The sequence below is a fragment of the Brevundimonas sp. genome (genome assembly GCF_035561115.1).
Classification (GTDB): Bacteria; Pseudomonadota; Alphaproteobacteria; order Caulobacterales; family Caulobacteraceae; genus Brevundimonas.
In genome coordinates, this window is record NZ_DATMYH010000030.1 from 1 (window position 1) to 20,938 (window position 20,938).

Sequence of the window (20,938 nt, forward strand, 5' to 3'; positions counted from 1 at the left end):
ACCGAGACCCCCAGCGACAGCACGACCCCCGCCGCCCGCACGTCGTCGGTCAGCATGCGGATGATCTGTTTCGCCGAGTCGTCGCAGAACAGCTGGCCCAGGGTCTTCTCGTGCCAGGCGATGCCGGCCGCATCGACGCGCTTGACGAAGTCGTGCTGGCTGAACCGCTTCAGGGCCGAGGTCGCGAACCGCGGGTTCTCGCCGAGGAAATTCCCCGGCCCGGTCCCCAGGTTGGTGAAGTTGCACCGCCCCCCGCCCGAGATGCGGATCTTCTCGCCCGGCGCCCGGGCGTGGTCGAGGATGCGCACGCTGCGCCCGCGCCGCCCGGCCTCGACGGCGCACATCATCCCGGCCGCGCCGGCGCCGACGATCAGGACATCGAGGGTCTCAGGCTTCATCCGCGCGCCTTAGCATGGCCGGCGAAAAACACAGTCCGAAGAGTCCGTAGAGTCCACTGAGTCCGCTTCGGGCCCGGCCGGGCGTCGCGGGAATGTCGGTCCGGTCGCGCATCCGCACCAGTATGGCGCCGCCCCGAACCTCGGCGGGCAAAAAGCCCGCAAATCCAGCCGTGGCGTGAGAAAATGCGTGGGCTGGACCTTTATTGCCGGCGCCCGGAATTGCGGGTTCGACGCCCCGTCTCCTCCCCACGCAGTGGGGAGGGGGACCCCGACCCGAAGGGCGGCGCGTAGCAGCCAAGGGGTGGAGGGGCCGGCGCCCCGCACCTTCCACACGAAAAAGAACAAACCGGCAACATTCCGATTGCGCCCCTGCGCCCGCAATGCTCATCCTCTCCCCGGGTCGGTCTTCCCATCCCTCCAGCCAGAGAGTCCCCGCCATGACGCCCGAAGACCCGACCGCTCACGATCCGGGCCGCCTCCTCGCCGTCCGCCTGCTTGAGATCCTGGGGGGCCTCGACCTGACCAGCGCCGACGGCCGCGCCGGCATTGGCGGGCTGCTCTGCGAGATCGAGCGCCTCTCCCCCGGCGCCGTCCTGCAACAGGCGGCCCGGATCGAGCTGCGGGCGCTGGGGTGGGGGAAAGAGCGAGATCAGGCAGCGTAAAAGCGTTCTGGGACAGATCAGAACATGAGATCGCGACCCGTTCGATAGAACCGCTGCGTGACTCGCAACCCCAGCGAGATTGGCGCAAGCTGCGTTTTCGCGATTCGAGGGCGCACGCGGCCATGTACCTGAAAGCTACGACTCTCGATGACCTGTTGGTAAAGGTCTACTCGCAACTGCTCAAAAGCAAAGTAAGGCTGAAGGCATCGAAGGGTTGGAACGTTGAACTGTCTGGTGTGAGTCTCGAGCTTACCAAGCCTCGAGCTAGGCTCAGCCGCACCCAAGTTAAAGGGCACATATTTAGCTGTTTGGGGGAACTCATTTGGTACCTGTCTGGTTCAAATCGCGTTGAACCAATGACGTATTATCTGAGCGGGTACAGCCGTTTCGCACAAAGAAATGGAGTTGTTTGGGGGGCGTATGGTCCTAGGATATTCGGGGATACTCCTTCTCAGTACGATGTCGTCCTAAATACTTTAAGAAAGAAGAAAACTTCCAGACAGGCGGTTTTCCAGCTATTTGATAAGCGTGATATACGTAAGAACTACAAGGACGTTCCGTGCACTTGTACGCTACAGTTCCTCCAGCGCGATGGAATGTTGCATCTGATAGTTCATATGAGATCAAATGACGCTTACCTAGGCCTGCCTCACGACGTCTTTTCTTTTACCATGCTACAAGAAATCGTTGCGAACGAGCTTGGATACAAGATCGGTAGCTATAAGCATCTCGTGGGCAGCCTTCACCTTTACGATGAGCACAGAGATGGAGCGGCCCGCTTTCTCGCTGAGGGAGTTCAGAGAACCCAGCCCATGCCAGCCATGTCGACAGGTAGTCAGCAGGCTGACATAGCCCAAGTCAAAGTTATCGAAGAAGCCATTCGCACCAATGGACCTAGCTCTATTCCGGTCGAAACCACAATCGCGACACTCTCTCCATTTTGGGGAGACATGGTTCGCTTGCTAGCTATATTCAGTCTTACAAAGGACATCCCCGAAGCTGCGCCAGACGGCGTTCGAACCGATCGGCTTAGGAGGGTTGTTGAACTCCAAGCGGGCCTTTCGAATTCATACTATAAAACTTACATCAGGCGCAGAAGTCAGCGGATGGAAGTAGCAGAGCAATTAAACCTCATAAATCCGCCCTCAGTTGAACAAGAAGAAGAAAGATGAGAGTCGAGGATCAATTGCAAATCGAGCAACTCGAAACGCGCTTACTAGAATTTGATGCCAACAAGACCAAATTGCCAGGTATCGCGACGGCAGCGGCTCGCGACAGTCTTAAGCGTCAAATTATCGACAGCATACACCGCGTTGAGTACGTTCGTCGCATTGGTGATCGGGCCATTGATCCTAGGCGTGCTAATCCGGATGACGAGCTCTTTGATCCCATCAAAGCGGCCTGGCTGCACCTAGCCAAGAGCGATCTCGACGAAGCGTGCTGGCTAGTTTTCTTATCAACCCATTTCGGCTTTCACCACCGGGCTAAATGGGCTCTCACGCGAGCAGTGTATGGGGCGCTCGGATCAGGAGAGTCGTGGACTTGGAAGAGGGTTTCTCAGAATCCAGGCCTCTTTCGCGACTGGTTTCGCGATAACGCTGAACACCTCAAAGGTATGCCGTTCGGAAACCATCGGAAGTACGAGAGCCTACGCTGGGAGGCACGGGAGAATTTGGCAGATACGGTGGCCAGTTACATCGCATGGGTGGGACCTAATCGTGGGCACGATTTGCTGTTTCAGCAAGCTTTGGCCGACAGCGCAGGCGACCCAAAAGGCGCTTTCGAGGCGCTTTATTTGTCAATGAACGTTCGACGTTTTGGACGAACCGCCCGGTTTGATTACCTAACGATGCTCGGCAAACTTTCGCTCGCAAATATCGATCCCCCGCATCCCTACTTTGGCAACGCAACAGGTCCCATCGACGGCGCAAACCTCCTTTTTGGAGGGTCCAGAAAAGCTGAGTTGGGGAGAGCATACCTGAGCGATCAGGTCGTCGAGCTAGGAAACGCTCTCGGATTGAATATGCAGATTATGGAGGACAGTCTTTGTAACTGGCAGAAATCTCCGAATATCTATCGGCCGTTTAGGGGTTGATGGACTTCATCTCGGACCAATCATAACGCTCCTTCAAAAAATTGAGCTGATTGTAGCGGATGATCTCGCGCTTCTGCATCTGGCCAACAACAATACCAGCAGAGACGCCTATTCTTCTGGCAAATCGCATCACGGCCCGGAAGTTAGAGCCTAGTTCGTACAAGGACGGCTGCTCAAGCTCCGGCACCAAGGCGTTTTGAGCAAATTCGTCCGCTTCGGTTTCCTCTTGGGTGGGAATGTAGTCCTGCCCTTCGACAAACATCGGTGACCCCGAGTGCAGAGCCAAATGGCCAATTTCATGGAATACCGTGAACCAGAAGTGGTCATCTGACCTGTAACGGAAACTGAGTTGCATGATCGGCGTCCCTTCGGGAGTGAAGTGGGTCGCGCCACTTGCACGACATCCCGTTGGAGTGCGGACAAACACCGCCGCGATGCCATATCGACGGCAGATTTCCACTAGTTGGGGGAAGAACACGGCGGGGTCTTTGATCCGGGTAAGAGGTCGGACTTCTGCCAGGAGGGCGGTGGCCTGAGTTGGATTCCAAGCGGCACAATCAAGGCTCTGAGCCTGAATGACTCCTTGGCGGAGCCAAGCGGCAACAGGGGCTGCGTGACTTTCAAGCGAGGCTGAAGTCCTGAACGCGACGGCTTCGCATAAATCCCGGCCGTTGCGCCTCCAGTCACCCCACGCATCTTCGAAAAACCGGACCGCCGCTTCCTTGTTTGAAGCATCGCCGTATTTATCCAACCACCCGAACGCCTTCATATCCCGCAGCGGAAGTTGAGAAATGAACTCCTTCTGGCTTTGAGCTTGGTGGATAACACCCTCATTCGCTTGGCGGAAAAGCTTCTCCCGCCGTAGCCAGAATGGTTTGCTCGGTCCAAATATCTCGGCGAGGCGCTCGGCCAGATCGGCATCGATTGGCATCGCTCCTTGGATCAAGTCATCCAAATCTTCAGGAGAAAAATCCAAAAGGGCGCTGGTATCTCCTCGGTCCATGGCCCGGGTAGACATGATGTCCCGAACGGTAGCTCCAGGACTGATCGACCAATCCTTTTCGAATGGGTGTGCATCGATCATATCGCCTCAATTCGCTTTAGGATGACTCTGCTCACTTTGGTCCAGTCGACCGCGCCCGAAGAGAGTTTCGGCGGCTTGGCTTCGTTCGGACCAACGATCAAGCGGTGGGTCGGAAAAAACTCGATGGAAACCATGTCTTCCTCGATCACTACGGGGAGCCAGTTGAGTTCCAGAATGTTGTCGGAGGCTTCTAGATCGGCCAGTCGAGCGTGAAGTGCGACAGCGGCGTCCTCGCCTAACGCTTTGCAGGCACGCGCATGACTCTCGCAAACGTGGCGGAGCGCCTTGTCCTCGAATGCGAAGTCCAACCGTCAGCACCCTGATAGCTCCGTGAAACGGAATCAGTCAGCAATCAGTACCGCGTTATAGTTGTGAAAACCACGTTACTCTAATGCGCCCCCTCAGTGCGCCTCGTCCCAGTTCCCCGCCGCCCTCGCCTCCACCACCAGCGGCACGGACAGCGCCACGGCCGGTTCCGCCGCCCCCTCCATGGTGCGTTTGATCACGGCGATGGCGCGCTCGGCCTCGGCTTCCGGCGCCTCGAAGACCAGTTCGTCGTGGACCTGCAGCAGCATGCGCGTCGACAGCCCCGCCTCAACCAGAGCCCCCGGCATGCGGATCATGGCGCGGCGGATGATGTCGGCGGCGGCGCCCTGGATGGGGGCGTTGATGGCGGCGCGCTCGCCGAACTGGCGCTCGGCGCCCGACTTTGAGTGGATGGCGGGAATGTGGATGCGGCGGCCGAAGACGGTCTCGACCCGGCCCGTCTCGCGCACCCGGGCCTTCATCGCGTCCATATAGACGCGGATGCCGGGGAAGCGCTCGAAATAGGTCTTGATGTAGGCCCCGGCCTCGCCCTGGTCGATGTTCAGCTGGGCGGCCAGGCCGAAGGCCGAGATGCCGTAGACGATGCCGAAATTGATCGCCTTGGCGCGGCGGCGGGTCTCGGGGTCCATCTGGTCGACGGGGACGCCGAACATCTCGCTGGCCGTGGCGGTGTGGATGTCGACGCCGGCGGCGAAGGCGCGCTTGAGCTCGGGGATGTCGCCGATATGGGCCAGCAGGCGCAGCTCGATCTGGCTGTAGTCGGCGCTGATCAGGACATGGCCGGGCGAGGCGATGAAGGCCTGGCGGATCTGGCGGCCGGTCTCGGTGCGGATCGGGATGTTCTGCAGATTGGGGTCGCTGGAGGCGAGGCGGCCGGTGGTGGCGGCGGCCAGCTGGTAGCTGGTGTGGACGCGGTCGGTGGTCTTGTCGGCGGCCTCGATCAGGGCGTCGGTATAGGTGCCCTTGAGCTTGCTGAGCTGGCGCCAGTCCAGCAGGACGCGCGGCAGGTCGTGGGTCAGGGCGAGCGTTTCGAGCGTGGCGGCGCCGGTCTCCCACTGGCCGCTGGCGGTCTTCCTGCCGCCGGTCAGGTTCATCTCGCCGAACAGGATGTCGCCGATCTGGCGCGGGCTGCCGACGTTGAACGGGCGGCCGGCCAGCTGGTGGGCCTGGGCCTCCAGCTCGGCCATGCGCATGCCGAACTCGCTGGACAGGCGTTTGAGGCGGTCGGGGTCGACGCGGACGCCGGCCCGCTCCATGTCGGCCAGCACCGCGGGCATGCCGCGCTCCAGCGTCTCATAGACGGTGGTCAGGCGTTCCTCGGCCAGCCGGGGCTTGAGGATGCGCCACAGACGCAGGGTGACGTCGGCGTCCTCGGCGGCGTAGCAGGTGGCCGGTTTCAGCTCGACATGCTTGAACGATTTCTGGGACTTGCCGGTGCCCGCCACCTGTTTGAACGGGATCGGGTCGTGGCCGAGGTGGAGCCGGGCCAGCTCGTCCATGCCGTGCCCGTGCAGCCCGCCCTCCAGCACATAGGAGATCAGCATGGTGTCGTCGATCGGCGCGACGCGGATGCCCCGCTGGGCCATGACAGCCATGTCGTATTTGCCGTTCTGGGTGACCTTCAGCACCGCCGGATTCTCAAGCAGGACTTTCAGCCGCTTCAGCGCCTCGGCCTTGTCGACCTGGCTGATCGGCTCGCGCGTCTCGGTCTGCTCGCCGAAGTCCAGCCCCCCCGCATTGGCCGCCGGCTCATATTCATGCGTCAGCGGCACATAGCAGGCCTCGTTCGGCCCCACCGCCAGCGACACGCCGCACAGCCCCGCATGGGTGGCGCTGAGCGCGTCCGTCTCGGTGTCGAACCCGACCACGCCGGCCTCGGTCGCGCGGGCGATCCAGGCGTCGAGTTCCTCCAGCGTCTGTATGCAGCGGTAGGCCTCGAGGTCGAAGGTCTGGGCCTCGGCCGGGCCGGTCGGGACCTGGCCGTAGCGCGGGGTGGCCACGGGGGCGCTGGGGACACGGGGCCGGGCGACGAAGGCGGTGCCGTCCTTGGCCGGCGCCTTGCCGTCGCCGACGCGGTTGCGCAGCGAGCGGAACTCCATCCGGTCGAGGAATTCGCCGAGGATTTCGGGATCGGGGTGGCGGACCACGAAGTCGTCGATCGGCTCGGGGGCGGGGGCGTCGCAGGTCAGCCGAACCAGCTCGCGGCTGAGCAGGATCTGGTCGCGGAAATTGATCAGGGTCTCGCGGCGCTTGGGCTGTTTGATCTCGCCCGCCCGCTCCAGCAGCGCATCAAGGTCGCCGTACTCATCGAGGAGCTGGGCCGCCGTCTTGGGGCCGATGCCGGGGGCGCCGGGGACGTTGTCGACGCTGTCGCCGATCAGGGCCTGGAGGTCGACCATCTTCTCCGGCAGGACGCCGAACTTCTCCATCACCGCGTCCTCGGCCAGACGCCGGTCCTTCATCGGGTCCCACATCACCACGCCGCCGCCGATCAGCTGCATCAGGTCCTTGTCGGAGCTGACGATCACCGCCTCGCCGCCCGCGTCGCGCGCCTTGCAGGCGTAGGTGGCGATCAGGTCGTCGGCCTCGTAGCCGGGCAGTTCCAGGCAGGCGACGCCGAAGGCCGCGGTGGCCTCGCGCACCAGCGGAAATTGCGGGATCAGGTCCTCGGGCGGGGCCAACCGGTTGGCCTTGTACTGGTCGTACAGGTCGTTGCGGAAGGTCTTCTCCGAATGGTCGAAGATGGCCACCAGATGGGTCGGGCCGTCGCTGCCCTTCATGTCCTGCAGCAGCTTCCACAGCATGTTGCAGTAGCCCTGGATCGCGCCGACCGGCAGGCCGTCGGACTTGCGCGTCAGGGGCGGCAGGGCGTGGTAGGCGCGGAAGATGTAGGCCGAGGCGTCGATCATCCACAGCCGCAGCGCGGGGCCGTCCTGGGTCAGGGGGCGGTCGGTGGTTTCGGGCGCGATGTCGGTCATGCGGCGAACATAGGGGGACGCGGCCCCGCCGTCACCGCCCGGAAATCAGGAGACCCAGGTCTCGCGGCAGGATCCTTCCGGGACCGTCCAGCCGGCGAAGCCCGAGATGACCCGGCACTCATGGCCCACGCCGGCCCAGGGGCCGTGCATGATGGAGGTCTCCACCACGGCGCCGCGTCCGTCATAGACGGGCCGGCCGAAACTGACCCAGCGTTCGCGCTCGCGCGGATCGCCGGAGGCGTCGGGATTCCAGGGCTGGAAGGCGAGGCCGAGGCGGCTCCAGTCGCAACGGGGCGCGTAGTCGCCATCGAACCGGATCGGCGGCGGCCGGTTGTCGGTGGTGTTGAAGCGATAGTGCTCCCGGGCGATTGCGGCGATGACGGCGCAGTCGTTGCCGTTCCCGCCCGTGGGCGGACCGCCGGGGCCGGGCTCGATCGGCGTGGCGCAGGCGCCCAGCAGCAGGGACGAGGCGGCGAGAGCGGCAAGAACGCGCATGACAGCTCCTTCTACGAGCGCAGGCCGGTGATGGTGCGGTTGGGCGCGATGTCCTCGGCCGAGGTGATCAGGTGAACGAGGGCGGGGCGGCCGGCGTTCCGCGCGGCGGCGAGGGCGGCGGGGAAGTCGGCGGTGGTTTCGCAGCGGATGCCGAAGGCGCCGAAGGCCTCGGCGTATTTGACGAAGTCGGGGTTTTTCAGATCGGTGGCGATGACCCGGTCGGCGCCCGGATAGTGGCCCTCCTGATGCATGCGGATGGTGCCGTAGGTTCCGTTGTCGACCACCACCACCACGACGTTGATGCCGTACTGGACCGCCGTGGCGATCTCCTGGCCGGTCATCAGATAGTCGCCGTCGCCGGCGATGCAGATGACGTCGCGGTCGGGATGGACCGACTTGGCGGCGACGGCGGCGGGATAGCCGTAGCCCATGGCCCCTGATGTCGGCGCCAGTTGCGTGCGCCGCGCCCGGTGTTTGTGGAAGCGATGCAGCCAGGCGGCGAAATTGCCGGCCCCGTTGGTCAGGATGGCGTCGTCGCCCAGGACCTCGCCCAGATGCCGGATGACCTGGCTCATGTTCACGGCGCCCGTGACCTGCACTGGCTGGATGAAGGCCTCGAAGTCGGCGTGGGCGGTCTCGGCCTGGGCCTTCCAGTCCCGGCCCGGATCGATCGTCGACAGAGCCAGCGCCGCCAGCGAACAGTCGGCTGCGGCGCCCAGCAGCGTCGGCCAGACGCGGCCCAGCTCCTCGGGGCCCGGATGGATGTGGATCAGGGTGTCGGCCGTGCGGGCGCGGTCCAGCATGGTGTAGCCCTGGGTCGGGTTCTCACCCAGCCGCGCGCCGATCGTCAGGATCAGATCGGCGTCCTTGACCCGCTGCACCAGTTTCGGATTCGGCCCCAACCCGAGATCGCCCGCGTAGTTGGACCGGTCGTTCGGGATCAGGTCCTTGCGGCGGAACGACAGGGCGACCGGCAGGCCGATCCGCTCGGACCAGTCGGCGATGGCCGTGGTCGCCGCGTCGGTCCAGCCCGAACCGCCCAGCACCAGCAAGGGCCGCTCGGCCGCCGCCAGCCGCGTGCGCACCTGATCGACGAAGGCCGGGTCCAGCGCCGCCTTCGCCGGGGTCACCGGCCGGATCGGCGCGGGTCCGCCGTCCTCATGCAGGATGTCCTCGGGCAGGGCGATCACCACCGGCCCCATCCGGCCCTGCAGGGCGGTGGCGAAGGCGCGCTCGACGACCTCGACGGTGCGTTGCGGGCTCTCGATCTCGGTCGCCCATTTGGCCAGGCCGCCGAACACCTCGCGGTAGTCGACCTCCTGGAAGGCGCCGCGGCCGCGGTCGGTCAGGGCGATCTGGCCGACGAACAGGATCATCGGCGTGGAATCCTGGTGCGCCGTATGCACGCCGATCGAGGCGTGGGTCGCGCCGGGTCCGCGGGTGACCATGCAGACGCCGGGCCGACCGGTCAGCTTGCCATAGGCCTCGGCCATGTTGGCGGCCCCGGCCTCGTGCCGGCAGGCGATGACCTGGATCCGGTCGCGCACGTCCGCGAGCGCGTCCAGCACCGCCAGATAGCTTTCGCCCGGCACGCAGAAGACGCGGTCGATCCCGTTCATGACGAGGGTTTCGACGAGGCGGCGGGCGGCGGTGTTCGCAGGCTGGGTCATGCGACGCGGGTTAGCAGATCGACCCCCGCCTTGGCCATGCAACCCCACGGCTGCGCTTTGCGTTTATGGTGAAGGTTCACACCATCCAACGGGATTCCCATGAAGAAGATCATCACCCTGACCCTCGTCGCCGCCGCCCTGGCGGTCTCGGCCTGCAACACGATTTCGGGCGTGGGTCGCGACGTCCAGGCCGCCGGCTCGGCCGTCACCTCGGGTGCCGAAGAAGCCAAGAACTAGGGCTTCCCGCCCAAGCCAGACGAAGGGCCCGCCGGTCTCCGGCGGGCCCTTTTACGTCAGTAGACCACCCCGGTCAGATACAGGCCGTCCGACGGCGCCACCGGCCCGCAGGCCGCGCGGTCGCGCGCCGCCAGCGCCGCCGTCACATCCTCGATCGCCCAGCGCCCCTGGCCGACCTCGGCCAGGGTGCCGGTCATGGAGCGGACCTGGCGGTGCAGGAAGCTGCGCGCCTCGAACACCAGATGCACCTCGTCGCCGCTGCGGCTCACGCGGGCGAGGTCCAGCGTCTTCTCCGGCGATTTCGACTGGCAGTTCACGTCGCGGAAGGTGGTGAAGTCGTGCAGACCCACCAGCCCCTGCGCCGCCGCCTGCATCGCCTCGACGTCCAGCGCCTTGCGGATATGCCAGACCTTGCCCCTGTCCAGCGCGGGCGGGCCGGGGCGGCTGAGGATGCGGTACAGATAGCGTCGGCCGGTCGCCGAGAAGCGGGCGTGAAATTCGTCGTCCACGGCCGCGCAGTCCAGCACCGACACCGCCTCACCGACCAGGTGGGCGTTGAGGGCGTTCATGACCGTGCGCTCGGGCCAGGCCTTGTCGAGGTCGAAGCTGATCACCTGACCGGTGGCGTGGACTCCGGTGTCCGTCCGCCCGGCGGCGGCGATGCGCACGGTCTCGCCGCAGAAGGCGGTGATGGCCGTCTCGATCGCGCCCTGCACCGTGGGCTGCCCGGGCTGGGCCTGAAAGCCGTTGTAGCCCGAGCCGTCGTACTCAAGGGTCAGCCGATACCGGGGCATGCCTGTTTCCCCTACCGGTCGCCCCGCGGGGGCTCGCTGCTTGAGGGGATGAGGATCGTTCCGGCGGGCAGGGGGAAGCCGCGCAGCATCTCGTCCGGCGTCTGAACCGCCTTGCCCGCGCGCTGGACCCGCAGCAGCCGCACCACGCCGTCGCCCGTGGCGATGCGCAGATCGCCGTCCAGAACCTCGCCCGGCGCCCCCGCCCCACGCAGTGAAACCCGCGACATCAGGACCTTGATCCGAACTGGACCTTCGGGGCCCGGCGCCTCGAACCAGGCGCCGGGGAAGGGCGACAGACCGCGGATATGGGCGTCGATCTCGGCCGCTGGACGGGTCCAGTCGATGCGCGCCTCGGCGGGCGTGATCTTCCTGGCATAGGTCGGCTCCCCGACCTGTTCGGTCCCTTCGACCCCGCCGCGTTCGATGGCGGCCAGGGCACGCGGCCACAGGCTGGCGCCGGTGTGCGACATGCGCTCGGACAGGGTCGCGGCCGTGTCGTCGGGCCGGATGTCCAGCACCTCGGACAGCAGGATCGGGCCCTCGTCCAGCCCCTCGGACATGCGCATGATCTGCACCCCGGTCTGGCGGTCGCCGGCCATGATGGCCCGCTGGATCGGCGCCGCCCCGCGCCAGCGCGGCAGCAGTGAGCCATGCAGGTTGAAACAGCCGAGGCGCGGCGCATCCAGCACCTCGCGCTTCAGAATCTGGCCGTAGGCGACCACGCAGGCGGCGTCGATATCGAGGCTGCGGAAGGTTTCGATGGCCTCGGCGGACTTCATCGATTCCGGCGTGAACACGGGCAGGCCCATGGTCTCGGCGAAGGCGTGCACCGGCGAGGGGGTCAGCTTCTGGCCGCGACCTTTCGGCCGGGGCGGCTGGGAGTAGACGGCCACGACCTCATGGCCCGAGGCGATGAGCTCGGCCAGCGACGGCACGGCGAAGTCGGGTGTTCCCATGAAGGCGAGGCGCATCCGGGCGCTTTGCCCTATGCGGGACGCGGGAACAAGGCGAGGCGCCTATGGCGGCGGCGGCGGACCTGTTGTCCGGCGGAGAGGGGGTTCCGGTTCCGACCCATTGCGGACGTTCATTCTCTGTCCGTAACCGCGCGCCCACCGAGGGTGACGGCGGCCAACCCAAGAAAGCCGATCATCAGGCCGACCGCGAACTCTGCGTAGGCGTTATTCACAGTCCAACGCCAAACGTCATCGCCGAAACCGGGCCACCAGCCTCCTCGATTGTAGTGGAAGAACCTCAGTCCCAAGGCCCAGCAGACAGGAAGGCCCAGCAGCCCCACAGCGACCGGAAGAAGTCGATGTCCGAGGCTTCTGCGGCATACAAACGAAACTGCACCGAACGCGGCGAAGATCGCCCAAGCGACTCGGACATGTGCGGGCGCGAGGACTGCGGTCGCCCACAGCTTGTTTGCATGCCACCATGCATCGCCGTTGAGGCCCACCAGCACAAAAAACAAGTAGGCTACAGCGGAGGTCGCGGCCCCGACCAACGCAACGGTTCTAATCGTTTTCGCCTTCGCCATGCCTGAGCGTAGGACGACGAAAGCCCGCTTTCCACCCGCTTCGGACGTCCGGCCAGTCCGCTTGCGCGCGGCGTCTCAACCGGTCTGCCCGGCAGACCCTATTCCCAGCGTGTGAAGACGCCGCCGCCCTCGTCCCATTCGCCGCCGGCGTCCAGGGCGTCGTCGAAATCGAGCAGCCGGTCCAGGATCACCCCGGCGATGACGCCCAGGGCGGCGACGCCGATCAGGGTCGCGAGGCTGGCCACGCCGACCTTTTCGTTGCGGGTCAGGCGCCGGCGGCCGGCCGGATCGATGATGCGGTCGCGCGCGCGCTTCAGGCGGGCCATCAGGCGGCCAGCCTTGCGTTCTTCTTGACCCTGGCCACCGCGCGGTCCCGCTTCAGCCGCGACAGGTGGTCGATGAACAGCACGCCCTCGAGGTGATCCATCTCGTGCTGGATGCAGACCGCGTACAGGCCTTCGGCCTCTTCCTCGACGGTCTGTCCGTCATAGTTCAGGTATTTCAGCCGCACGCGGGCCGGACGTTCGACCTGGTCGAAATACTCGGGCACCGACAGGCAGCCCTCCTCGTAGGTGAACAGCTCGTCGGAGGCCCAGACGATCTCGGGATTGACGAAGAAGCGCGGGTTGCGGCGTTCCGCGTCCCATTTCGCGCGCTCGTCGTCGCTCATTTCCGCGGGGTCGACGTCATCGGCGGCGCCGTCCCTGTCGCCCAGGTCCATGACGATGACCCGGCGGGTGTCGCCGATCTGCACGGCGGCCAGGCCAATGCCGGGCGCGTCGTACATGGTCTCCAGCATGTCATCCATCAGTCGGCGCAGATCGTCGGTCACCGGCCCTTCGACCGGGGTGGAGATCTGCTTCAGCACCGCCAGGTCGGCGGCGTTGTCGATGGTGAGGATGCGACGGACGGACATGCCCGCGAGGTAGGCATGGCGAGCCCAAAGGTCAAGATTTCCCGGGGCCTTGCCGGGTTATGCCGCAGGATCGGGCAGGGCCCTCGGCTTGCGGTCGTCGTCGATGGCGACATAGGTGAAGACGCCCTCGGTCACGCGCACCGAGGCCGCCTGGGCGTGGTTGCGGGGCCGTTTCCACGCCTCGACATGGACCCGGATCGAGGTGCGTCCGGTCTTCACTACCCTGGCGTAGATCGAGACCTCGTCCCCGACCGACACCGGCTGATGGAAGACCATGCCGTCCAGGGCGATGGTCACGCACCGTCCCTGGGCCAGTTCGAAGGCCGGGGTGGCGCCGGCCAGGTCCATATGCGCCAGCAGCCAGCCGCCGAAGATGTCGCCCTCGGGATTGGTGTCCGCCGGCATGGCGATGACCCGTCCGACGGGCTGACCGGTCGGCAGGGGCGGCAGGTTGACGACGTCGGTCACGCGGGCAGGCTCCGGTTTCGGGGAGACGGCGCGCCCGACCCGATTCGAGGTCGATCATGGCGATCCGTTCCGCGGCGCTCAAGGCTGGACGCCGGCGGGAAGACCGGATCGTCCGGGATCGCGGCGTTCCAGCCCGCGGCCGGCGCGACGGCCCGGCCCCGGTTGCATCGCCTGCGAAAAGGCCGATCATCGCCGCCTGCCCGTCGGGAGCCGCAGTCGACCATGTCCGCAAACAGGCTGACACTGTCCACGGCCCGCAAACGCTGGATTCTGGCCGCCACCGTTCTCGGCTCCAGCCTGACCTTCATCGACGGCTCGGCCCTCGGCGTCGCCCTGCCGGTGATCCAGCGCGATCTCGGCGCCGGCCCGGCGGCCGTTCAATGGGTGTCGAACGCTTATCTGCTGACGCTGGGCGCGCTGGTGCTGATCGGGGGCGCGGCGGGCGACCGGTTCGGGCGGCGGCGGGTCTTCCTGATCGGCGTCGCCGTTTTCGCCCTGGCCTCCATCGCCTGCGGCCTGGCCCCGACGGTCGAGGGGCTGATCGCCGGACGCGCCGTGCAGGGGATCGGCGCCGCCCTGCTGACGCCCGGCGCCCTGGCCGTCATCGGCGCGACCTTCCCGCCCGACGAGCGCGGCAGGGCCTTCGGGACCTGGGCCGGGGCCGGGGCGATCTTCGGCATGGTCGGGCCGCTGGTCGGCGGCTGGCTGGCGGATCAGGCCGACTGGCGCTTCATCTTCTGGATCAACGTCCCGCTCGCCATCCTGACGGTGATCGTCACCCTCAGGGCCGTGCCCGAGAGCCGCGACGACGAGGCGCGGGGGCTGGACTGGCCGGGCGCCCTTCTGGCCATGACCGGCCTGGGCGCCCTGACCTGGAGCCTGACCGCCGCGCCCGATCTCGGCTGGCGCGATCCGTGGATCATCGGCGGTCTGATCGGCGGCTCCGTTCTGCTGGCCGCCTTCCTGTGGGCCGAGGCCCGGGAAAAACATCCGATGATGCCGCTGGGCCTGTTCAGGTCGTCCGTGTTCAGCGGAATCAACCTGTTGACGCTGCTGCTCTATTTCGCCCTCAGCGGGGCGATGTTCTTCCTGCCCTTCGACCTGATCCGGGTGCAGGGTTTCAGCGCCACCATGGCCGGGGCCGCCATGCTGCCCTTCGCCGTGGTCATGGGCCTGTTCTCCGGTTTCGCCGGCCGGCTGGCCGACCGGTTCGGCGCGCGGCTGTCGCTGGGCCTCGGCCCGGTCCTCGCCGGGATCGGCCTCGCCCTGCTGGCCCTGCCGGGCCCCGGCGCCGGCTATGTCGACGGCCCCCTGGCCGGAATGACGATGATGGCCGTCGGCATGACCCTCGCCGTCGGCCCGCTCACGGCCGCGGTCATGGGCGCGGTCGAGCCCGGCCACACCGGCATCGCTTCGGGGGTCAACAACGCCGTGGCCCGCGTCGCCGGCCTGCTGGCCGTGGCCCTTCTGGGCGTGGTCCTGTCCGCCGTCTTTGTGGCCCGCGCCGAAAGCCCCGACGCCCGCCAGCTGCTGGGCCAGGTCATGGCCGGCGGCGAGGGCGGCGCCCTTCAGGCCGGGGCGGTCGACGCCTTCCACGCCGCCTTCCGCGTCGTCATCCTGACCTGCGCGGGGCTGGCGGTGCTGGCCGGGATCGTCGGCGGCCTGACGGCGCCGAAGCGGGCCGCCTAGATCCCCTCGTAAAGCGCCCCGATCAACCGTTGCGCCCGCGGATCGCCGATCAGGTGGTGCGACTGGCGCGTCATCACATAGGACGCCGACACGCCCGCGGCCGCATCGGCGAAGGCGCACGACCCGCCCCAGCCGCAATGGCCGACCGCCTCCGGATCCGGGCCGAAGATTTCGATCGTCTCGTTGCGCGTCAACCCGGCGGCCCAGCCCATCACGAAGGGCAGCACCCTGTCCTGCCCATGGATCCGCGACCGCGTCGCCGCCGCCAGCGTCGCCGGCGACAGCACCGTCCGCCCCTCCAGCATTCCGCCGTTGGCGAACACCCCCATGATCCGCGCCAGATCGCGCGCGTTGCCGTGCAGGTTCGCCGACGGAATCTCGATCATCCGCCACTCGGCCGAGTCCCGGCCGGGCGCCGAGCCCCGGTCGAGGAAGGCCGCCGTCTTGATCGCGTCGGCGGGACCGAGGTCCGCCGCCTTGCCCGGCTTGCGCATCTGCGCCGCCCGCCCGTGCTCGCTCTCGGGCAGGCCGATCCACAGGTCCATTCCGAGCGGTCCGGCGAAGTCCTCGCGCAGCGCCGTCCCCATGGTCCGCCCGTCCACCAGCCGGAACAGCTCGCCCGCCAGATAGCCGATGACGATCGGGCTGTAGCCCGACGCCGTCCCCGGCGGCCACATCGGCGCCTGGGCGCACAGCCGGGCCAGGGCCGCCTCGCGGTCGAACCAGATGGCCGGGTCCTCGGGCGTATCGAAGCCGGGCAGGCCGGCCTGATGGCTCATCATCTGCCCGACCGTGACCGCCTCCTTGCCCGCCTGTCCGAAGGCCGGCCAGTAGTTGGCGACGGGCCGTTCGTAGTCCAGCAGCCCCCGCTCGACGCAGGTGGCGATCAGCAGCGACATCACGGTCTTGCCCGCCGAGAACACCGGCGTCAGCGTCGTCTCGCCATAGGGAACGGTCTGCGCCGCATCGGCCCAGCCCGCCCACAGATCGACCGCGACCTCGCCGCCGATGCAGACCGTGAACCGCGCTCCCCGCTCGTTCAGCCCCTCGGGCGCCTCTACGAAGTTGGCGGCGAAGGCGTCCTTCACGGCGGCGAACTGCGGGGGGCAGAGACCGTGGATGTCGGGAAGGTCAGTCATGGGTTTGTCCTACTGGCCCCGGGCCGGTCCGTCACCCTCGAGGGATGAGGAAAGATTTGACCTGGAGTTGCTTTTTTGTTCTCATATCGAATGACCGGAATCGCGACGACCGACCCGCACCGTCGAAGCTTCGAGACGATCCGCCACAACGCCGATGGCGTGGAATATTGGTTCGCTCGCCAACTGGCTCCAGTGCTCGGCTATCAGGACTATCGGAACTTTCTCGCTGTCGTAGACAAGGCGAGAGCCGCCTGTTCGAACGCGGGGTTCGAGCCGGCCGATCATTTCGGTGACGTCACCACAATGATCGACCTGGGCAAGGGCGCCCGTCGCGAGGTCGCCGACATCCGGCTGTCCCGCTACGCCTGCTATCTGATTGTCCAGAACGGCGATCCGACAAAGCCCGTGATCGCCCAGGGCCAGAACTATTTCGCGGTCCAGACCCGTCGCCAGGAAATTCAGGATGACCCCGCGTTCGGCGCGTTGTCGGAGGACGAACGGCGGCTGATGCTGCGTCGCGAGATGGCGCACCATAATACGTCGCTCGCCTCTGTTGCGGGCCAGGCCGGCGTAGCGACCGGGTTGGACTATGCCGTGTTTCAGGACCACGGGTATCGCGGCCTGTACGGCGGCCGAACGATGCGCGACATCCATACCCAGAAGGGCCTGAAGAAGAGTCAGAAAATTCTGGACCACATGGGCAGCACAGAGTTGGCCGCCAATCTGTTCCGCGCCACCCAGACCGAAGAGAAGCTGAAACGCGACGGCGCGCGCACTCGCGCCCGGGCGAATGACATCCACCTGGCCGTGGGCAGAAAGGTCCGATCCACCATCGGAGAACTGGGCGGCGTCATGCCGGAGCACCTTCCGACCCCGGACGAGAGCATCAAGCAGTTGGAAAGTTGGAAGGCCAAGGCAATCAAGGGAACCGGCCAAGAGACCTAGGGCCGGAATCGCCCGCCTCTACTGCCGCCGCGCCGCCGACGCCTGCCGCGCCGCTTCGAACTCCGCGCCCGGGTTCCACTCCGGCCAGTCCCCGCTGTCGGCCAGATCGCGGCCGACGGCGTACAACAGGTCGACGTCCACCGCCGCCGCATCCATCACCCACTCCGGCGTCCATTCGTCCGACGGCTTGTGATAGCGGTTGGCCACATAGTCGCGGCTCGCTTCGTTATGCCCCGTGAAGCCCGCCGCCCCGAACAGGGCCGGCACCCCCATCTTCGCCAGCGGGAAATGATCCGAGCGATAGAAGCCGCCCGCCTGGGGCGCCGGATCGGGGATCAGGGTGCGGCCCTGTTCCGTCGCCCGCCGTTCCAGCCAGGCGTCCGTCTGGCTCTTGCCCGCTCCCATGACCACGATCTGCGGCGACACCTCGGTCCCGGGCAGCAGGGAATCCATGTTGATATTGGCGACCGTCGTCTCCAGCGGCCAGACCGGGTTGGCGGCGTAGTATTCCGCCCCCAGAAGCCCGGCCTCCTCGGCCGTCCAGGCCGCGAACACCACCGACCGCTTCGGCGCCTCGCCCGCCTTGAACAGCCGCGCCAGCTCGATCAGCCCGGCCACCCCCGTCGCATTGTCGACGGCGCCGTTATAGATGTCGTCGTCCCCCACGGGCGTCGCCCGGCCGAAGGCGTCCCAGTGGGCGCCGTACAGCACCGTCTCTTCCGGATGTTCGGCGCCCGGAATCCGCGCGAGAATATTGCGGCTCTCGATCCGGTCGGCGGTCTGGCCGAAGTCGATCGACATCGTCACCCCGTCCAGCGTCACGGGACTGAATTCCGGCGTCCGCGCCGCCTCGCGCAGGGCCGCGTAGTCGAGGCCCGCATCGGCGAACAACTGCTCGGCGACAGGTCCCTGTATCCAGCCCTGGGCCGGGACGCGCTCGGCGTCCGGGTTCGCCCGCACGATGTCAAATTTGGGCGCCGTCGACGACCCTTCCAGCACGCTCCAGCCATAGCCGGCGCCGGCCGTGTCGTGGATCACCAGCACCGCCGCCGCCCCCTGCCGCGCCGCCTCCTGGAATTTATAGGTCCAGCGGCCGTAGAAGGTCATCGCATTGCCGTCGAACTTGCCCGCCACGGGATGCCCCTCGGGCGCGCCAAAGTCCGGGTCGTTGACGATGACCAGCAGCACCTTGCCCTTCAGGTCCATGCCCTTGAAGTCGTTCCACTGGCGCTCGGGCGCGTCGACGCCATAGCCCGCGAAGACCACCGGGGCGTCCGTCACCGTGATCCGGCTCACCGGCCGGTCGCTGGACACCAGCACCTGCGGGCCCCGCTCCAGCGCCCGCGTCCGCCCGCCGCTGCTCACCGTGATTGTCGCCGGCCCGTCCTGCCGCGTCCGCCCCAGCTGCGCCGCCTGCACCCACTGGCCGTCCGGCCCGCCGGGCTCCAGCCCCAGGGCCTGGAACTGGGCCACGACATAGTCGACCGTCTTCTGCTCGCCCGGCGTCGCCACCCCGCGGCCCTCGAATTCGTCCGAGGCCAGCACCCGCACATGCTCGTTCAGACGCACGGCGTCGGCCTGTTGGGCGAGGGCGGGCGTAGCGGACAGGAAAGCCGCGACTGCGGCGGCGAGGAGAATGCGGGGCTGGGTCATGCGACCATTCTAGCCCCTTCGATCAGCGACCGTCACCCTCGGGCTTGACCCGAAGGCGAGACGGTCTGTCGCTCCCCGATGGAAGACGCCGGAAGTCGTGGGCGTCAGCGCGCCTGCGGCTTGCATGGGCCCTGAAGATCGTCCGGGCTTCGCGCCTGGCAGACGCCTCGTTCCGCCTCTTCGCATTTCAGGAGTATCTCGTCGACAACGCGGGTGACCGACATCGTGGCGTCGATGCTCACCGCGGCCATTGGCATATCCTCTCTCGTCGCGTGCACACGAGCGATCAGCTGCCGCTCCTCCGGTCTTCCTCCGAACTCTTCCCTGGGTCTCCTCGAAAGCCGCAGGTTCAGCGTCCCGGTGTCGATGTCGAGGACGAAGACCCCATCGAACAGATGAATGAAGTGGTGGTGATTTCTCGAGCCGCCGCAGAAAAAGGTCTGCGCCTCGCCTTGATCGGCGATCACGGATTTGACCTTGTCCACGTCCCAGATCCAGTGCTCGTGCTGCCATCGAACCCTGTCCGTCACACGCTCCGCAGGCCATTCCAGCGCTGCACCCGTTGCCGGGTCGCCCGGATAAGCCAACGCCCGATCACCGTGGACTACGTGATAGCCGCGCCGCTGCAGTTCCTCGGCCACCGTGGTCTTGCCGGCGCCCGATACGCCTTCGATCAGATAGTTTCTGAGGCCCATGGCCACCTCGAGCAGATGCCGTCCCCGGACAGATGTAGCTCAGGCGACCCGCAAAGTCCGCCATGGGTCGGAAGCAGGCCCCCGCGCCCTGCTGCGCCTCACCGCGCCGCCAGCCACCGCATCACCCCGTCCGCCGCGACTGCGCCCGAAGCCATCGACGCCTGCAGCAGATAGCCGCCCGTCGGCGCCTCCCAGTCCAGCATCTCGCCGGCCGCGAACACGCCCGGCATGGCCGTCAGCATCAGCCCGTCGTCCAGCTGGTCCAGCCTGACCCCGCCCGCCGACGAGATGGCCCGGGCCAGACCCTGCACCCCGGTCAGCGTCAGCCGCACCGCCTTGATCCGCTTGGCCAGCTTGTCCGATCCGGCCGGCAGTTCGCCGGGGATCTCCCGCAGCAGACCGACCGCCGGCGCCGACAGTCCGCCCGCCTTCCGCAGCCAGTTGGTCACGCTGTCCTTGCCGCGCGGTTTCGCCAGCCGTCCCGCCAGCGCCTCGACCGACAGGTCTGGCCTCAGATCCACGGTCAGCACCGCCGTCCCGTCCCGCTCGATGGCGTCCCGCAGCCCCGCCGACAGCGCATAGACCGCCCCGCCCTCGATCCCGTAGCGCGTCAGCATCGCCTCGCCGCGCACCGTCTGGCCCTCATGGGTCATGGCGACCGGTTTCAAGGGTTGACCGGCGAACCGCTCCGCGAACACCTCCGACCACGCCACGTCGAAGCCGACGTTCGACGGCCGGAACGGCGCCGTCTCCACCCCGTCCAGCATAGCGGTCCACGCCCCGTCCGAGCCCAGGCGCGGCCAGCTGGCCCCGCCCAGGGCCAGCACCACCGCGTCGGGCCGTTCGGCGACCTCGCCCCCCGGCGTCTGGAACACCCAGCCCCCGTCCCGGCGCCCGATCCATTTCGACCGCGTCCGCACCTCGACGCCCAGCCCGTTCAGCCGCGCCAGCCAGGCCCGCAGCAGCGGCGAGGCCTTCATCGCCCGCGGGAACACCCGTCCGGAAGACCCTGTGAACGTCGCCTGCCCCAGCCCCTCGGCCCAGCCGATCAGATGCGTCGGCGAAAACCGGTCCAGCCACGCCGCAGCCATCCCGCCCGCCGCGCCGTACCGCCCGACGAACCCCTCCATCCCCTCCGAATGGGTCAGGTTGAGCC

Annotated in this window: 21 protein-coding genes; 6 read left to right on the forward strand and 15 right to left on the reverse strand. The window is 66.8% G+C overall.

Going from position 1 to position 20,938, the window contains the following annotated elements; genetic code table 11:
• The coding region (locus VN378_RS04030) for an NAD(P)/FAD-dependent oxidoreductase (protein ID WP_325741217.1) at positions 1-398 on the reverse strand (398 nt) is incomplete at its 3' end.
• A 437-nt stretch (positions 399-835) separates the two neighbouring features.
• Here VN378_RS04030 and VN378_RS04035 point away from each other — a divergent pair.
• The 3 genes from VN378_RS04035 (at position 836) to VN378_RS04045 (ending at position 3,155) form a co-directional block, all read left to right on the forward strand.
• Positions 836-1,060 (forward strand): hypothetical protein, encoded by a 225-nt coding sequence (locus tag VN378_RS04035; RefSeq protein ID WP_325741219.1) that lies wholly within the window; start codon positions 836-838, stop codon positions 1,058-1,060.
• A gap of 122 nt (positions 1,061-1,182) precedes the next feature.
• Positions 1,183-2,232: a thymidylate synthase gene (locus VN378_RS04040; RefSeq protein ID WP_325741221.1), complete on the forward strand. Its 1,050-nt coding sequence runs from the start codon at positions 1,183-1,185 to the stop codon at positions 2,230-2,232.
• Positions 2,229-3,155, forward strand: a complete 927-nt coding sequence (locus VN378_RS04045) for a hypothetical protein (protein ID WP_325741222.1) — start codon at positions 2,229-2,231, stop codon at positions 3,153-3,155. The genes VN378_RS04040 and VN378_RS04045 overlap by 4 nt, the downstream gene beginning before the upstream one ends.
• On the opposite strand, the gene VN378_RS04050 is transcribed toward VN378_RS04045, so the two are convergent.
• The 5 genes from VN378_RS04050 to VN378_RS04070 all read right to left on the reverse strand — a co-directional run bounded on the left by VN378_RS04050 (position 3,145) and on the right by VN378_RS04070 (position 9,709).
• Positions 3,145-4,239: an ImmA/IrrE family metallo-endopeptidase gene (locus VN378_RS04050; protein ID WP_325741223.1), complete on the reverse strand. Its 1,095-nt coding sequence runs from the start codon at positions 4,237-4,239 to the stop codon at positions 3,145-3,147. The genes VN378_RS04045 and VN378_RS04050 overlap by 11 nt on opposite strands.
• Complete coding sequence (locus VN378_RS04055) at positions 4,236-4,547, reverse strand: hypothetical protein (RefSeq protein ID WP_325741226.1); 312 nt, start codon at positions 4,545-4,547, stop codon at positions 4,236-4,238. Before VN378_RS04055 ends, VN378_RS04050 begins: the two co-directional genes overlap by 4 nt.
• Positions 4,548-4,640: 93 nt before the next feature.
• Entirely contained in the window at positions 4,641-7,544 is a 2,904-nt protein-coding gene (gene polA / locus VN378_RS04060; protein ID WP_325741228.1) for a DNA polymerase I, read from the reverse strand.
• A gap of 45 nt (positions 7,545-7,589) precedes the next feature.
• Positions 7,590-8,039, reverse strand: coding sequence for a hypothetical protein (locus VN378_RS04065; protein WP_325741230.1), 450 nt, complete (start codon positions 8,037-8,039; stop codon positions 7,590-7,592).
• A gap of 11 nt (positions 8,040-8,050) precedes the next feature.
• Positions 8,051-9,709 (reverse strand): thiamine pyrophosphate-binding protein, encoded by a 1,659-nt coding sequence (locus VN378_RS04070; RefSeq protein ID WP_325741232.1) that lies wholly within the window; start codon positions 9,707-9,709, stop codon positions 8,051-8,053.
• A 99-nt stretch (positions 9,710-9,808) separates the two neighbouring features.
• Here VN378_RS04070 and VN378_RS04075 point away from each other — a divergent pair, with 99 nt between their 5' ends.
• Entirely contained in the window at positions 9,809-9,946 is a 138-nt protein-coding gene (locus tag VN378_RS04075; protein ID WP_325741234.1) for an entericidin A/B family lipoprotein, read from the forward strand.
• Between the two features lie 56 nt (positions 9,947-10,002).
• Here VN378_RS04075 and truA read toward each other — a convergent pair whose 3' ends face one another.
• The 5 genes from truA to VN378_RS04100 all read right to left on the reverse strand — a co-directional run bounded on the left by truA (position 10,003) and on the right by VN378_RS04100 (position 13,598).
• The gene (truA, locus tag VN378_RS04080; RefSeq protein ID WP_325741236.1) at positions 10,003-10,740 is read right to left on the reverse strand and encodes a tRNA pseudouridine(38-40) synthase TruA; all 738 of its coding nucleotides are present in this window, start codon (positions 10,738-10,740) and stop codon (positions 10,003-10,005) included.
• Positions 10,741-10,751: 11 nt separating this feature from the next.
• Entirely contained in the window at positions 10,752-11,711 is a 960-nt protein-coding gene (fmt, locus tag VN378_RS04085) for a methionyl-tRNA formyltransferase (RefSeq protein ID WP_325741237.1), read from the reverse strand.
• A 664-nt stretch (positions 11,712-12,375) separates the two neighbouring features.
• A complete protein-coding gene (locus tag VN378_RS04090; protein ID WP_325741239.1) occupies positions 12,376-12,603 on the reverse strand; it encodes a hypothetical protein in 228 nt (75 codons plus the stop codon).
• Complete coding sequence (locus VN378_RS04095) at positions 12,603-13,193, reverse strand: peptide deformylase (protein ID WP_325741241.1); 591 nt, start codon at positions 13,191-13,193, stop codon at positions 12,603-12,605. The genes VN378_RS04090 and VN378_RS04095 overlap by 1 nt, the downstream gene beginning before the upstream one ends.
• 57 nt (positions 13,194-13,250) lie before the next feature.
• Positions 13,251-13,598 carry an acyl-CoA thioesterase gene (locus tag VN378_RS04100; RefSeq protein ID WP_325741255.1) on the reverse strand — a complete coding sequence of 116 codons (348 nt, stop codon included), beginning with the start codon at positions 13,596-13,598 and terminating at the stop codon, positions 13,251-13,253.
• Between the two features lie 285 nt (positions 13,599-13,883).
• Here VN378_RS04100 and VN378_RS04105 point away from each other — a divergent pair, with 285 nt between their 5' ends.
• Entirely contained in the window at positions 13,884-15,350 is a 1,467-nt protein-coding gene (locus VN378_RS04105) for an MFS transporter (protein ID WP_325741243.1), read from the forward strand.
• Here the strand turns inward: VN378_RS04105 and VN378_RS04110 are convergent.
• On the reverse strand, positions 15,347-16,489 hold the full coding sequence (locus tag VN378_RS04110; RefSeq protein WP_325741245.1) for a serine hydrolase domain-containing protein: 1,143 nt from the start codon (positions 16,487-16,489) through the stop codon (positions 15,347-15,349). The genes VN378_RS04105 and VN378_RS04110 overlap by 4 nt on opposite strands.
• A gap of 90 nt (positions 16,490-16,579) precedes the next feature.
• On the opposite strand from VN378_RS04110, the gene dinD reads away from it, so the two are divergent.
• Entirely contained in the window at positions 16,580-17,434 is an 855-nt protein-coding gene (gene dinD / locus VN378_RS04115; RefSeq protein ID WP_325741247.1) for a DNA damage-inducible protein D, read from the forward strand.
• Between the two features lie 18 nt (positions 17,435-17,452).
• On the opposite strand, the gene VN378_RS04120 is transcribed toward dinD, so the two are convergent.
• The 3 genes from VN378_RS04120 to VN378_RS04130 form a co-directional block, all read right to left on the reverse strand.
• Complete coding sequence (locus VN378_RS04120; protein ID WP_325741249.1) at positions 17,453-19,087, reverse strand: M28 family metallopeptidase; 1,635 nt, start codon at positions 19,085-19,087, stop codon at positions 17,453-17,455.
• A 104-nt stretch (positions 19,088-19,191) separates the two neighbouring features.
• Entirely contained in the window at positions 19,192-19,782 is a 591-nt protein-coding gene (locus VN378_RS04125; protein WP_325741251.1) for an AAA family ATPase, read from the reverse strand.
• Positions 19,783-19,880: 98 nt separating this feature from the next.
• Positions 19,881-20,938, reverse strand: a 1,058-nt coding sequence (locus tag VN378_RS04130) for a TIGR03862 family flavoprotein (RefSeq protein ID WP_325741253.1), incomplete at its 5' end; no start/stop codon positions are given.

Excerpts from the sequence above, each read along its gene's own strand:
- VN378_RS04035 (WP_325741219.1), top strand. The coding sequence starts at position 836 with ATGACGCCCGAAGACCCGACCGCTCACGATCCGGGCCGCCTCCTCGCC.
- VN378_RS04040 (WP_325741221.1), top strand. The coding sequence starts at position 1,183 with ATGTACCTGAAAGCTACGACTCTCGATGACCTGTTGGTAAAGGTCTAC.
- VN378_RS04045 (WP_325741222.1), top strand. The coding sequence starts at position 2,229 with ATGAGAGTCGAGGATCAATTGCAAATCGAGCAACTCGAAACGCGCTTA.
- VN378_RS04050 (WP_325741223.1), bottom strand. The coding sequence starts at position 4,239 with ATGATCGATGCACACCCATTCGAAAAGGATTGGTCGATCAGTCCTGGA.
- polA (WP_325741228.1), bottom strand. The coding sequence starts at position 7,544 with ATGACCGACATCGCGCCCGAAACCACCGACCGCCCCCTGACCCAGGAC.
- VN378_RS04065 (WP_325741230.1), bottom strand. The coding sequence starts at position 8,039 with ATGCGCGTTCTTGCCGCTCTCGCCGCCTCGTCCCTGCTGCTGGGCGCC.
- VN378_RS04070 (WP_325741232.1), bottom strand. The coding sequence starts at position 9,709 with ATGACCCAGCCTGCGAACACCGCCGCCCGCCGCCTCGTCGAAACCCTC.
- VN378_RS04075 (WP_325741234.1), top strand. The coding sequence starts at position 9,809 with ATGAAGAAGATCATCACCCTGACCCTCGTCGCCGCCGCCCTGGCGGTC.
- truA (WP_325741236.1), bottom strand. The coding sequence starts at position 10,740 with ATGCCCCGGTATCGGCTGACCCTTGAGTACGACGGCTCGGGCTACAAC.
- fmt (WP_325741237.1), bottom strand. The coding sequence starts at position 11,711 with ATGCGCCTCGCCTTCATGGGAACACCCGACTTCGCCGTGCCGTCGCTG.
- VN378_RS04090 (WP_325741239.1), bottom strand. The coding sequence starts at position 12,603 with ATGGCCCGCCTGAAGCGCGCGCGCGACCGCATCATCGATCCGGCCGGC.
- VN378_RS04095 (WP_325741241.1), bottom strand. The coding sequence starts at position 13,193 with ATGTCCGTCCGTCGCATCCTCACCATCGACAACGCCGCCGACCTGGCG.
- VN378_RS04100 (WP_325741255.1), bottom strand. The coding sequence starts at position 13,598 with ATGCCGGCGGACACCAATCCCGAGGGCGACATCTTCGGCGGCTGGCTG.
- VN378_RS04105 (WP_325741243.1), top strand. The coding sequence starts at position 13,884 with ATGTCCGCAAACAGGCTGACACTGTCCACGGCCCGCAAACGCTGGATT.
- VN378_RS04110 (WP_325741245.1), bottom strand. The coding sequence starts at position 16,489 with ATGACTGACCTTCCCGACATCCACGGTCTCTGCCCCCCGCAGTTCGCC.
- dinD (WP_325741247.1), top strand. The coding sequence starts at position 16,580 with ATGACCGGAATCGCGACGACCGACCCGCACCGTCGAAGCTTCGAGACG.
- VN378_RS04120 (WP_325741249.1), bottom strand. The coding sequence starts at position 19,087 with ATGACCCAGCCCCGCATTCTCCTCGCCGCCGCAGTCGCGGCTTTCCTG.
- VN378_RS04125 (WP_325741251.1), bottom strand. The coding sequence starts at position 19,782 with ATGGGCCTCAGAAACTATCTGATCGAAGGCGTATCGGGCGCCGGCAAG.